This is a genomic window from Microbacterium hydrocarbonoxydans (genome assembly GCF_011752045.1).
In the GTDB taxonomy this organism is placed as follows: Bacteria; Actinomycetota; Actinomycetes; order Actinomycetales; family Microbacteriaceae; genus Microbacterium.
Genome location: NZ_JAAKXW010000003.1, coordinates 536,936 through 549,806 on the forward strand (window position 1 = coordinate 536,936; position 12,871 = coordinate 549,806).

The 12,871-nt window shown below is 68.4% G+C and carries 10 protein-coding genes and 1 tRNA gene; 1 reads left to right on the forward strand and 10 read right to left on the reverse strand.

What is annotated here, in order from left to right; genetic code table 11:
- Nucleotides 1-12: 12 nt before the first annotated feature.
- The 4 genes from G6G98_RS13550 to G6G98_RS13565 form a co-directional block, all read right to left on the reverse strand.
- Nucleotides 13-86, reverse strand: a tRNA-Ile gene (locus tag G6G98_RS13550).
- A 97-nt stretch (nucleotides 87-183) separates the two neighbouring features.
- Entirely contained in the window at nucleotides 184-1,128 is a 945-nt protein-coding gene (locus G6G98_RS13555) for a DUF4097 family beta strand repeat-containing protein (RefSeq protein WP_164233997.1), read from the reverse strand.
- Nucleotides 1,125-1,829, reverse strand: a complete 705-nt coding sequence (locus G6G98_RS13560) for a LuxR C-terminal-related transcriptional regulator (protein ID WP_164233996.1) — start codon at nucleotides 1,827-1,829, stop codon at nucleotides 1,125-1,127. Before G6G98_RS13560 ends, G6G98_RS13555 begins: the two co-directional genes overlap by 4 nt.
- Complete coding sequence (locus G6G98_RS13565) at nucleotides 1,817-3,082, reverse strand: sensor histidine kinase (protein ID WP_164233995.1); 1,266 nt, start codon at nucleotides 3,080-3,082, stop codon at nucleotides 1,817-1,819. The genes G6G98_RS13560 and G6G98_RS13565 overlap by 13 nt, the downstream gene beginning before the upstream one ends.
- A gap of 158 nt (nucleotides 3,083-3,240) precedes the next feature.
- On the opposite strand from G6G98_RS13565, the gene G6G98_RS13570 reads away from it, so the two are divergent.
- Nucleotides 3,241-3,951 (forward strand): VIT1/CCC1 transporter family protein, encoded by a 711-nt coding sequence (locus tag G6G98_RS13570; RefSeq protein ID WP_067357025.1) that lies wholly within the window; start codon nucleotides 3,241-3,243, stop codon nucleotides 3,949-3,951.
- Nucleotides 3,952-4,113: 162 nt separating this feature from the next.
- On the opposite strand, the gene G6G98_RS13575 is transcribed toward G6G98_RS13570, so the two are convergent.
- From G6G98_RS13575 to dnaN, 6 genes are all read right to left on the reverse strand, one after another.
- Nucleotides 4,114-4,518 (reverse strand): DUF3566 domain-containing protein, encoded by a 405-nt coding sequence (locus G6G98_RS13575; RefSeq protein WP_067357028.1) that lies wholly within the window; start codon nucleotides 4,516-4,518, stop codon nucleotides 4,114-4,116.
- Nucleotides 4,515-7,070: a DNA gyrase subunit A gene (gene gyrA / locus G6G98_RS13580; RefSeq protein WP_067357031.1), complete on the reverse strand. Its 2,556-nt coding sequence runs from the start codon at nucleotides 7,068-7,070 to the stop codon at nucleotides 4,515-4,517. Before gyrA ends, G6G98_RS13575 begins: the two co-directional genes overlap by 4 nt.
- Nucleotides 7,071-7,126: 56 nt before the next feature.
- Nucleotides 7,127-9,214, reverse strand: a complete 2,088-nt coding sequence (gyrB, locus tag G6G98_RS13585) for a DNA topoisomerase (ATP-hydrolyzing) subunit B (RefSeq protein WP_164233994.1) — start codon at nucleotides 9,212-9,214, stop codon at nucleotides 7,127-7,129.
- Between the two features lie 118 nt (nucleotides 9,215-9,332).
- Nucleotides 9,333-9,836 (reverse strand): DUF721 domain-containing protein, encoded by a 504-nt coding sequence (locus G6G98_RS13590; protein WP_067357034.1) that lies wholly within the window; start codon nucleotides 9,834-9,836, stop codon nucleotides 9,333-9,335.
- The gene (gene recF, locus G6G98_RS13595; RefSeq protein WP_164233993.1) at nucleotides 9,829-11,019 is read right to left on the reverse strand and encodes a DNA replication/repair protein RecF; all 1,191 of its coding nucleotides are present in this window, start codon (nucleotides 11,017-11,019) and stop codon (nucleotides 9,829-9,831) included. The genes G6G98_RS13590 and recF overlap by 8 nt, the downstream gene beginning before the upstream one ends.
- A gap of 342 nt (nucleotides 11,020-11,361) precedes the next feature.
- Nucleotides 11,362-12,504 (reverse strand): DNA polymerase III subunit beta, encoded by a 1,143-nt coding sequence (dnaN, locus tag G6G98_RS13600; protein WP_164233992.1) that lies wholly within the window; start codon nucleotides 12,502-12,504, stop codon nucleotides 11,362-11,364.
- Between the last annotated feature and the right edge of the window lie 367 nt (nucleotides 12,505-12,871).

The following is a 12,871-nucleotide window of genomic DNA, read 5'->3' on the forward strand; positions in this document are numbered from 1 at the left end:
TGAGTTACAGGGTGGGGCTACCAGGACTTGAACCTGGGACCTCTTCATTATCAGTGAAGCGCTCTAACCGCCTGAGCTATAGCCCCGTCAACCTCCAAGACTTTACCGGAAGATCGCGAAGAATCCCAATCGAGGAGGGTGCACGACGGATGCCGGGCGTTTCGTCCCGGCATCCGTCCCCGTTCAGCTGCCCGGACGCAGCGTGACGGTGCCTGCGGAGACCGAGACGTCGATGGTGCGACGGGAGTCGGAGTCCTGGTCCAGCTCGTTGTCGAGGGTTCCTGCGGAGACGCTCTGCGTCACCCTGTAGCCGCCCTCCGGAACGGTGAGGTCCAGCTCGCCGGCGCTGACGTCGATCGTGGTGTCCGTGGGCGCGGTTCCGGTGAGCTCGACCGCGAGGTCTCCCGCCGAGACGCCGAAGACCGCGGTCTTCACGCCGTCGAGGAGGATGTCCGCGCCGCCCGCGCTGAGCTGGGCGTCCAGCACGGTCGCCGCTCCGTCGACGGTGAGATCCCCGGCCGTGACCTCCACGTCGAGCTCGTCGAACGTCCCGGAGACGGTGAGGCTCCCCGCGTTCAGCGTCAGCGACGCGTCGAGGCCGCCATCCTGCAGCTCCTCGGGGAGGGTCAGCACCACGGTCTCCTCGTCGTCGAACCAGTTCCCGAACCACCAGCCGAACCGCGTGTCCGGGCTGCGGACGAGGAGCTCGTCGTCGTCGCGCTCCAGCGTCCAGATGCGGCCCCGGCCGCTGGTGACCGCGAGCTCCGCCTCGGAGACGTCGCCGAACTCGACGCGGACATCGGACGCGTTGACGTCGAGGTCGAGACCGGAGATGCCCGTCACGTCGAGCGTCTGCACGGTGTCGGTGCGCACGAGGTCTCCGGACGCGGCCACCGCCGCCGTGGCTCCGGAGCCGAGCAGCGCGATCCCGCCGATCACCGCCGTGACGACGGTGATCGCCGTGGCTCCGGGGATCCGCGAGGCGGACGCAGGATCCGCCGGGAGCGGCGGAGTGGCCGGCGGTGCGGACGGGGCCGGCGGGGTCGCCGGGGTCGCCGGCGGCGGGGTCAGCGGAGTGTGCCCGCCCTGCGTGCCGGTGACTTCGGGGGTCTGGTCTTCGGTGCTCATCGTGTGGCTCCTGTCTGGCCGGCGGGAGGAGTGGTCCCGCCCGTGTTCTCGATGTGGGCGAGGGCGGCGAGCACGCGGCGGTTTCCCGACTCGTCCGGCTCGAGGCCCAGCTTCTGGAAGATGGAGGTGATGTGCTTCTCGACGCTCGCCTCGGAGAGGAAGAGGAGCGCGGCGATCGCCTGGTTCGACTTGCCCTCGGCGATGAGTGCGAGCACGGTGCGCTCGCGTTCGGTGAGCCGCAGCATCCGATCGTCCCGGTTCCGCCGCGTCAGCAGCTGCGCGACCACCTCGGGATCGAGCACCGTCGCCCCCTCGGCGATCCGCTGCACGGAGGCGAGGAACTCCGAGACGTCGGCGACCCTGTCCTTGAGCAGGTAGCCGAGAGGTCCGCTCTGCGCCGGTCCGCTCTGGGAGGCGATGAGATCCGAGGCGTAGCGCTCCTCGACGTACTGCGAGAGCACGAGGAGGGGGAGCGCCGGGTTCGACGCTCGGAGGGCGAGCGCCGCACGGATGCCCTCGTCGGTGAAGGTCGGGGGGAGCCGCACGTCGAGGATGCAGAGCTCGGGCCTCTCCTCGGCGACCGCCTCGGTGAGGCCGTCGGTGTCGGGGAGGGCGGCGACGACCCGGTGGCCGGCGTCCTCGAGGAGGCGGACGAGTCCTTCCCGGAGGAGGACGCTGTCTTCGCAGATCAGGATGCGCATGGCACGTTCACCTCCAGGCTCGTCGGCCCGCCCTGCGGGCTGTCCAGCCGGAACGTGCCGCCGGCCGCGAGGATGCGGTTGGCGATGCCGTCGAGTCCTCCGCCGGGCTGCACCTGCGCGCCGCCCATGCCGTTGTCCTCCACCCGGGCCCAGAGGGTGTTGCCCTCCCGGATCCGCACGGTGACGCGCGCCTCGCTGGCACGGGAGTGCTTGGCCGCGTTGGTGAGGGACTCGGCGATGGCGAAGTAGACGGCGGCCTCCGCCTCACGGCTGCAGCGCCCGTCCATCCGGACGTCGAGGTTCACGGGGATGTGCGAGCGGCCCGCGAGCGCCGACAGTGCGGCGTCGAGACCGCGGTCGTCGAGCACGGAGGCGTGGATGCCGCGGGCGAGCTGCCGCAGCTCGGTGATCGCGGCCTTGGTGGAGGTGTGCGCCTCCGCGATCAGCGCCTTCGCGGTCTCCGGGTCGTCCTCGATCTTCTGCTGGGCGAGGCCGAGGGTCATCCCGACGGAGACGAGACGCGGCTGGACGCCGTCGTGCAGGTCCCGCTCGATGCGGGTGCGCTCCAGGTCGGCGGCGCGCACGGCGCCCTCGCGCTGCGCGGTCGTGGTGCGGACCCGCTCGGTGAGCTCGGCCTCGCGGCTGGGGACGACGATGGCGAGGGAGAGCACGCGGTGCAGCAGGGCCACCCCGATGATGCCGGCTGCTGCCGCCGCCGCGCCGAGGATGCCGACGAGCGGCGCCCACGCGGTGGCGATCACGCTGCCGAACGGACCGGCGACGGTGCTCTCGCCGCTGAACGGTGCGAAGGAGATGATCGCCGACCAGATCATGCTCCAGAACAGTCGCAGCACGATCGCGCCGCCGAGGCAGGCGAGGGCGAAATTCGCGATCGCGCGCCACATGCGCCCGTCGATCGACTGCCGCCCGAGGGAGCGGAGCCAGCCGCTGAAACCGGGGCGGCCGCTCGATCGCAGACCCAGCGGGGCGAGCGGCACGCGGTACAGCGCGCCGACCCGTGCCACCTCGAACCAGCCGACGCCGAAGAGGGCGTAGACGAGGCCCACGAGGAGGATGACGCCGACCCCGAAGGCGAAGAGGAGGCCGAGGCCGGCGCCGAGGAGTCCGCCGAGCATCCCGAGGATGGCGCCGCCGATGACGCCGAGGGCGGCGAGGTGCAGGATCGTGAGGAGGATCCGCAGGGGCGGTCGTGCCGCCTTCGGCTGCTGTGTGATCGCAGTCTGTGTGGTCATAGTCCCAAGGTACGGGCGGCGGTACCGCGGCGACACGGAGCCATCCGGACAACGCGCTTCGGGTTTTCCCTACCGTTCGAATCGCTCATGTTGCGGTCACCGGACCCGCCTCGGGGTCATTCGCGCGATTCGAACGCGAGGAGGGGGACACTGGGGTCATGAGCGCACATGATGGAGAAGAGCACGGCGCAGGGATCGGCCAGCGCCTCAACTGGCTGCGCGCCGGCGTCCTCGGCGCGAACGACGGCATCGTGTCGGTCGCGTCCCTGGTCGTCGGCGTGGCCGGTGCGACGACGTCCAGCGCGGCGCTGCTCACCGCCGGACTCGCCGGGCTGGTCGGCGGCGCGATCTCCATGGCCCTCGGGGAGTATGTCTCGGTGAGCAGCCAGCGCGACAGCGAGCGCGCGCTCATCGCGAAGGAGCGCGAGGAGCTGCGGACCATGCCGGATGCCGAACTCGCGGAACTCACCTCCCTGTACCGCGACCGCGGTCTCAGCGAGGAGACGGCTCACAGGGTCGCGGAGGAGCTCACCGCTCACGACGCCCTCGCCGCCCACCTCGAGGTGGAACTCGGCATCGACCAGCACGACCTGGTGAACCCGTGGCACGCGGCGCTCTCCTCAGCGGTCTCGTTCACCCTCGGAGCCCTGCTGCCGCTTCTCGCGATCCTGCTGCCGCCGCCGGAGTGGCGGGTGCCCGTCACCTTCCTGGCGGTGCTCATCGCCCTCGCCGCCACCGGCGCGGTCTCCGCGCGCATCGGAGGCTCCCGGCCGCTGCGAGCATCCGTCCGCCTGGTCATCGGCGGCGGGCTCGCCCTGCTGGCCACCTGGCTGATCGGCACCCTCCTCGGCACCACCGGCATCGTCTAGCCCCATACCTCAGAGCAGCTGCCTCGGCGGCTGCGAAGCCATGCCTCCCTACGGATGCGGAGGGCGCAGTGATGCCCTCTTCAGATGAATCGGGGTAGGGGTCCCCGCTCTTCATCTGAAGAGGGCATCACGGAGTCCGACCCACAAGGGCCGAACGAGAGACTAGTTCGACATGAAGCCGACGAGCAGCCCGCCCGTCACCTTCACCGCGACGTTGTAGATGCCCGCGACCACGGCGCCGAGCACCGTGAAGACGATGAGGTTCAGGATCGAGACGACCGCGGCGAACGCCATCACCTGCGGGAGTCCCGCCACCTCGGAGAGCTTCACCGCGTCGTCGGTGAGCGTTGCGATGAAGCCGTCGGCCTGGGTCAGGATGCCGGTGGCCTGGAGCACCAGGTAGATGAGGAAGAACGACACCATCGTGACGATGGCCAGGGCGACCGCTCCCAGGAAGGAGAGCTTCACGGCCGACCAGAAGTCGACGTAGACCAGGCGCAGCCGGACCTGCTTGCCACTGGTCTTCCGCGTGGACTTCTTCGCCAGCTTGTCGGCCACTGTGCTCATGCGTCTGCTTCCTCAGGGTTCTGTGTGGTCTCGGAGGCGTTCGGGTCGGCCTCCGCCTCACCCGGTTCGTCTTCCTCGGTGAGGCCCCGCTCGCCGTTGCGGGCGATGGCGAGGATACGGTCGGCTTCCGTCGTCCGTGCGAACACCACTCCCATGGTGTCTCGGCCCTTGGCGGGCACCTCGGCCACGGCAGAGCGTACCACCTTGCCGCTGGACAGAACCACCAAGACCTCGTCGTCCTCTGCCACCATCAGACCACCCGCGAGAGTGCCCCGATCGTCGTTGAGCTTCGCGACCTTGATGCCGAAACCGCCACGACCCTGCACGCGATACTCCTCGATCGCCGTGCGCTTCGCGTAGCCGCCGTCGGTGACGACGAACACGTACTGGCCGGGGGCGGCGACGGATGCCGAGAGCAGGCTGTCCCCCTCGCGGAACTTCATGCCCTTCACGCCGGCGGTCGCGCGGCCCATCGGCCGCAGCGCCTCGTCGGTCGCGCTGAACCGCACCGACATGCCCTTGCGGCTGATGAGGAGGATGTCGTCCTCCGCGTTCACCATCAGCGCGCTGACCAGCTCGTCCTCGTCGTTGAGACGGATCGCGATGACGCCGCCCTGACGGTTCGTGTCGTAGCTGGACAGGGTGGTCTTCTTGACCAGGCCGTCACGGGTCGCGAGAACCAGGTAGTCGGCGACCTCGTAGTCCCGGATGTCGAGGATCTGCGCGATCTTCTCGTCGGGCTGCAGCGCGAGCAGGTTCGCGACGTGCGTGCCCTTCGCGTCGCGGCCCGCCTCCGGCACCTCGTAGGTCTTGGAGCGGTAGACCCGGCCCTTGTCCGTGAAGAACAGCAGCCAGTGGTGCGTGGTCGTCACGAAGAAGTGCTCGACGATGTCATCCGCCCGCAGCTGCGCGCCCTTCACGCCCTTGCCGCCGCGATGCTGAGAACGGTAGTTGTCGCTGCGCGTCCGCTTGATGTAGCCCTCACGGGTGACGGTGACGACCATCTCCTCTTCGGCGATGAGGTCCTCCATCGAGACGTCGCCGTCGAAGCCGTGCAGGATGTGCGTGCGGCGCTCGTCGCCGAAGCGGTCGACGATGCCGGTGAGCTCCTCGCGGATGATGTCGCGCTGGAGCGCCTCGTCGACGAGGATCGCGTTGTACTGCGTGATGAGCGCCTCGAGCTCCTCGGCCTCGTCGAGGATCTTCTGCCGTTCGAGGGCGGCGAGGCGGCGCAGCTGCATCTGCAGGATGGCGTCGGCCTGGTCGTCGTCGATGTCGAGCAGCGCCTTCAGTCCGACCCGGGCCTCGTCGACCGTGGGAGAGCGGCGGATCAGCGCGATGACCTCGTCGAGGGCGTCGAGCGCCTTGAGGTAGGCGCGCAGGATGTGCATCCGCGCCTCGGCCTTGGCGAGGCGGAAGCGCGTCCGGCGCACGATGACCTCGAGCTGGTGGGTGATCCAGTGCGTGACGAACCCGTCGATCGCGAGGGTGCGCGGCACGCCGTCGACGATCGCGAGCATGTTCGCGCCGAAGTTCTCCTGCAGCTGGGTGTGCTTGTACAGGTTGTTGAGGACGACCTTCGCGACGGCATCCCGCTTGAGGACGACGACGAGACGCTGGCCGGTGCGATCCGAGGACTCGTCGCGGATGTCCGCGATGCCCGTGATCTTGCCGTCACGGGCGAGGTCGCCGATCTTCACCGCGACGTTGTCGGGGTTGACCTGGTACGGCAGTTCGGTGATGACGAGGCAGGTGCGGCCCTGGATCTCCTCGACGTTCACGACCGCGCGCATCGTGATCGAGCCGCGCCCGGTGCGATACGCCTCGTGGATGCCCTTGGTGCCGAGGATCTGCGCGCCGGTCGGGAAGTCCGGCCCGGGGATGCGCTGGATGAGGCCGTCGAGCAGCTCCTCCCTGCTGATGCCGGGGTTGTCGAGCGCCCAGAGCGCAGCCGCCGACACCTCGCGGAGGTTGTGCGGCGGGATGTTGGTGGCCATGCCGACCGCGATGCCGACCGAGCCGTTGACGAGCAGGTTCGGGAAGCGGGCCGGCAGGACGGTCGGCTCCTGGGTCTGGCCGTCGTAGTTGTCGGTGAAGTCGACCGTGTCCTCTTCGATGTCCCGCACCATCTCGAGCGCGAGCGGGGCCATCTTGGTCTCGGTGTACCGGGGGGCGGCGGCGCCCATGTTCCCGGGGGAGCCGAAGTTGCCCTGGCCGAGGGCCAGCGGGTAGCGCAGCGACCACGGCTGCACGAGGCGGACGAGGGCGTCGTAGATCGCCGAGTCGCCGTGCGGGTGGTACTGGCCCATGACCTCGCCGACGACGCGGGCGCACTTGGAGAACGACTTGTCGGGGCGGAACCCGCCGTCGTACATGCCGTAGATCACCCGGCGGTGCACCGGCTTCAGGCCGTCGCGGACGTCGGGCAGAGCGCGACCCACGATGACGGCCATCGCGTAATCGAGGTAGCTGCGCTGCATCTCCGACTGCAGATCGACCTGGTCGATCTTGCCGTGGTCGTGTTCCGGCTCGGGGCGGATGTCGTCAGTCATGTGTTCTCTTCAGTTTCCGGTCGTTGAGCGAGCGAAGCGAGACGAAACGCTCTCGTTCAGATGTCGAGGAAGCGGACGTCCTTGGCGTTGCGCTGGATGAAGCCACGGCGGGACTCGACGTCCTCGCCCATCAGCACGCTGAAGATCTCGTCGGCCGCCGCCGCATCGTCGATGGTGATCTGGCGGAGCGTGCGCGTGGTGTGATCCATCGTGGTCTCCCACAGCTCCTTCGGGTTCATCTCGCCGAGACCCTTGTAGCGCTGGATGCCGGCATCCTTCGGGATCCGCTTGCCGTTCTCGAGCCCGTGCTTGAGCAGGGCGTCGCGCTCGGCGTCGCTGAACACGTACTCGTGCGCGGAGTTCGACCACTTCAGGCGGTACAGCGGCGGCATCGCGAGGTAGACGAAGCCGGCCTCGATCAGACCGCGCATGTACCGGAACAGCATCGTCAGCAGCAGCGTGGTGATGTGCTGGCCGTCGACGTCGGCATCCGCCATCAGCACGATCTTGTGGTACCGCGCCTTCTCGATGTCGAAGTCCTCGCCGATGCCGGTGCCGAAGGCCTGGATCATCGCCTGGACCTCCTTGTTGCCCAGCGCCTTGTCGAGGCGGGCGCGCTCCACGTTGAGGATCTTGCCGCGGAGAGCGAGGATCGCCTGCGTGTGCGGGTCGCGGCCCTGCACGGCGGAACCGCCTGCGGAGTCACCCTCGACGAGGAAGATCTCGCTGATCGACGGGTCCTTGCTCGTGCAGTCCTTGAGCTTGTCGGGCATCGCGGCGGACTCGAACACGCTCTTCCGGCGCGCGGTCTCCCGTGCCTTCCGTGCCGCGAGGCGGGCGGTCGCCGCGTCGATCGCCTTGCGGATGACGTTCTTCGCCTGGCTCGGGTTGCGCTCGAACCAGTCGCCGAGCTGATCGCCCACGACCTTCTGCACGAACGCCTTCGCCTCGGTGTTGCCGAGCTTGGTCTTCGTCTGGCCCTCGAACTGCGGCTCGCCGAGCTTGATCGAGATGACGGCGGTGAGGCCCTCACGGACGTCGTCGCCGGAGAGGTTGTCGTCCTTCTCCTTGAGGAGGTTGTTCGCGCGGGCGTACTTGTTGACCAGCGTGGTCAGGGCCGCGCGGAAGCCCTCCTCGTGGGTGCCGCCCTCGTGGGTGTTGATCGTGTTCGCGTAGGTGAACACGTTCTCCGTGTACGAGGTGGTCCACTGCATCGCGACCTCGAGGGAGATCTTGCGCTCGGTGTCCTCCGAGTCGAAGGCGATGATCTCGTCGTTGACGACCTCCGCGTGACGCACCTTGTTCAGGTACTCGACGTAGTCGACCAGGCCGCGCTCGTAGAAGAACACGTCGTTCGGCTGCTTGAGGACGGTCTGCCCCTCGACCTCCACCTCGTAGGCGGCTCCGGGTCGCTCGTCGTGCAGCTCGATGCGCAGCCCCTTGTTCAGGAACGCCATCTGCTGGAAGCGGGTGCGGAGGGTGTCGTAGTCGAACTCGACGGTCTCCTGGAAGATCTCGGCATCCGGCCAGAACGTGATGCTCGTGCCGGTCTCCTCGGTCGCCTCGCCCTTCTCCAGCTGCTGCTGCGGGGCGCCGCCGTTCGCGAAGCTGTGCCGCCAGACGAAGCCCTTCTGCTTGACCTCGACCTCGAACCGGGTCGACAGGGCGTTCACCACCGACGAGCCGACGCCGTGCAGGCCGCCCGAGACCGCGTAGGCGCCGCCGCCGAACTTGCCGCCGGCGTGCAGGATCGTCAGGACGACCTCGACCGTCGACTTCGTCGGGTCGGAGGAGTGCGGGTCGACCGGGATGCCCCGGCCGTTGTCGATGACGCGGACGCCGCCGTCCTCCAGCAGCGTCACGAGGATCGTGTCGGCGTAGCCGGCGAGAGCCTCGTCGACGGAGTTGTCGACGATCTCGTAGACGAGGTGGTGCAGACCGCGCGGACCCGTGGATCCGATGTACATGCCGGGGCGCTTGCGCACGGCCTCGAGACCCTCGAGGATCTGGATGGAGTCGGCGCCGTACTCGGCGTGCTCCTTCGCGGGTGCTTCCGATGCGGGCTGGGTCCCTGAGCCCGCCTGCGGGGCGGGGGTTCCCCCGATGTTCGATTCCGTCTCGTCAGCAGGGGATTCAGGCGTCATCAGAGGGCATTCTCCACATCGATATCACGAACTCCCAGTCTAGCCGGGTTTTGTCGCGAGATGCGGCTCAGAAGCCGCGTGTGGCCCTCTGAGCGTGTCAGACCCCTTGCGTGGTGTCCTACCCGTAGGTATCGCGCGGGCCCCGCCCTGGAACGACTCTGGGACCCCATTTCCAGGAGGGGACGTCCGGTCCGATGAAGCGGAGGTTCTCGACACCGGCATCCGGATACCTCCGGCCGATCTCGGTGAGGATCGTCGCACGCATGTACTGCAGGTTCTTCGCCCAGGCCGTCGAGTCGCACTTCACGGTGAGCAGTCCGCGCTCGAGAGACACCGGTTCGGAGTGCTTCGCGGTGTCTGACCCGGCGAGATCCGCCCACTGGCGGACCAGATCCTCCCTGGCGAGGGTGATCTGCCATCCGGAGTCGCGGCTGAGCTTGTCGAGGACGGCGCCGAGCGATCCCGGGTCCCGCCCCGGCGTGAAGGGCGCGTTGTCGTCGTCGGTGACGATGCGTCGCTTGCGCTTCCAGTTCTTCGAGCTCGGCTGCAGCCCGCGCAGACGCAGGTAGGTGGCGACGGTCTCCGGCGCGTCGGATGCCGGGGGCGTCGTGATGTCACTCATCCTGACCCGGTTCCTGAGCCGCTCGAACGGCCCGCTCGTCGCTGATCGTGCCGGCGCTGATCCGCACCACGTGCGCATGCAGCACCTCGGGGATATCCTCCTCCACCGCGGCGGTCACCACCACCTGCTCGTAACCCGCGGTCAGCGCGGCGAGACGCTGGCGACGATCGGCGTCGAGCTCGGCGAAGACGTCGTCGAGGATGAGGACGGGGTCGCCGGCCGGAGACTCCGACCGCAGCAGCTCGGCCGAGGCGAGCCGGAGCGCGAGGGCGACCGACCACGATTCGCCATGGGAGGCGTACCCCTTCACCGGCAGGTCGCGGACCCTCAGGATCAGGTCGTCGCGGTGCGGACCGGTGAGCGTGAGCCCCCGATCGAGCTCCTGGCTGCGCTTCGCGAGCAGCGACGCGCGGAACATCGCCGCGATATCCGCCTGATCAGGCTGAGAAGCGGATGCCGCCTCCTCGCCTTCTTCCGGGTCACCGCCTCGCACGGACAGCGCCCATTCCAGCTCCGGACGGTGATCGGCGCCGGCGATCGCGGCGTAGGCGTCGGCGACGGGCTGCTGGAGGTCGGCGGCCAGCCGCTGCCGCGTGGCGATGATCTCGGACCCGAGCGCGACGAGCTTGTCGTCCCACACGTCGAGCGTGCTCAAGCCCTCACCGCGGATGCCGCGGGCGCGCGCGGACTTCAGCAGCGCGGTGCGCTGCTTGAGCACGCGGTCGTAGTCGCCGAGCACGGCAGCCATGCGCGGAGTGCGCTGGATCAGAAGCTGATCGGCGAACCGCCGGCGCGACGACGGATCGCCGCGGACGATCTGCAGATCCTCCGGAGCGAACAGCACCACGTGTGCGTACCGGGGGAGCTCGCTCGTCTTCGACGGCGAGCCGTTGATGCGCGCCTTGTTCGATCCCTGACGGTTGAGCTGCACCTCGACGAGCACCTTCCGCTCGCCGTGCGAGAGCCGGGCGCGGATGATCGCGAACTCCTGACCGTCGCGCACCATCGGGGCATCCGAGGACACCCGGTGCGAACCCAGCGTCGCGAGGAAGACGACCGCTTCCGCGAGATTCGTCTTGCCCTGGCCGTTGCGGCCGACGAGGACGTTCGGTCCGCGGTGCAGGGCGAGTTCAGCGGTCGCGTAATTGCGGAAATCGAGCAGGCTCAGGTGTTCCACAATCACGGGAGTCAGCCTACCTTCGGGGTCCGACAGTCGCGTGGTGGGCGGTGCGGGGCTTCGCGAACGGGGCTCCGGGATGCTCTCTTCGCTCGCAGAGCGGGGACCCTCCCGCTTCGCGGGCCCCTCCCGATGCTCGCTCCGAGAGCATCCCTGCGCCCTGACGAGCGCGGAACATCCGGGTGAGACCGGTGTGAGCAACCGCGATCGTTCGGATTATGGGGGTGGCAGCGTCTCGCTTCGCTCGACGGCTGCGGGCGGTCAGATTGTGCGGGACTTCAGCAGACTCCGAGACGCGGTGACGTGCGCGCGGACCGGGTCACGGCATCCGCTCGTGAAGATCCGAGATCAGCGGAGGAGGAGGTTGGGCTGGAGGAGGTACTTGAACGAGTCGAGTCCCGCCTGGTCCACGGAGGTCTGGCTCGTGATCAGGACGGGGCTCAGCTTGTTCGCGTTGTCGCTCGACGTGAACGTGATGCGCACGAACTCGCTCTTCACCGCCCCGAGCGCCTCGGTGAGGTACTGCGGGTTCAGTCCGAGAGTGACCTCGTCGCCGCCGGACAGGATCGCGTCGACGGACTCGGAGGCGCGGGCGTGCTCGCTGCCCGAGGCGTCCATCGTGACGCTGTCGCTCGTGAACGTGAAACGCAGCGGCGCGGACCTGTCGAGCACCAGCGACACACGGCGGACGGCCTCGATGAGGTCGGCGGTGTTGACGACCGCGTAGTGGTCGGTCTGCTCCGGGAACAGCCGGCGAACCGGCGGGAAATTGCCCTTGATCAGGAGAGAAGTCACGGTTTTGTTGCCCGCGGTGAAGGCGATGATCTCGCGGTCGCCGGCACCGGAGAACGCGATCTGGATCGTCCCTGCATGGCCGAAGGTCTTTCCGACCTCGACCAGGGTGCGAGCGGGGACCAGGGCGGTGGTCTCCACGGTCTCGCCGTCCCACGGGACGTCGCGGAGCGAGACCCGGTAGCGGTCGGTGGCGACGAGGCTGAGGCTCTGACCTGAGACCTCGAGCTGAACGCCGGTGAGCACCGGGGTGACGTCGTCGCGCGAAGCGGCGAATCCGACCTGCGAGATCGCCGTGCCGAATTCGTCGGCGGGAACGACGCCGGAGGACCCGGAGACCTCCGGGATCGACGGATATTCCTCGACCGGCATGGCGGCCAGCGTGAAGCGCGCGGAGCCGCAGGTCACCGCGATGCCGCCGTCGTCCTCGACGGCGATCTCGATCGGAGCGTTCGGAAGGCGGCTGGCGATGTCGGAGAGCAGGCGTCCGTGCACGAGGATCGTGCCCGGAGTGTCGACGGTGGCCTCGATGGTCGTGCGCGCCGATGCCTCGTAGTCGAAGGCCGACAGCGTGAGCCCGGATCCGTCGGCCTCGATCAGCACTCCGGCGAGGATCGGCTGCGGGTTCCGCTGCGGGAGGAGCTTGACGACGAAGGACACAGCCTCGCTGAAGACATCGCGGTTGACCTGAAACCTCACGGGTGCTCCTCGTCGCTCTCTCCGTCACGTCGTCACGAATGACACGACGCGCTCGCTCCTGCCGGTGCAGGGCTTCCCATGCTAGCCCCCAACTCCGCGGTATCCCTACGCTCGGCGGGTTTTGGGATTCCGGGGCCGCTGTCCCCACGGTCTGGTGATCGGATCGCGCCTGAAACGGGTTAACTCCTTAACGGTGTTAACAACTGTGGATACTGTGGATAAGTCGGTGGAAAGCAGACGCGAGTAGGGAACTACACGGCTGTCACTTGTGGAATCCCTGAGGAATCCGCGGGTTCGCGGCATCCACAGCCAGTTCGGGTTTCTCGTGGTTATCCACAGGTTCCACCGTTTCGCCCACATCCGTCCC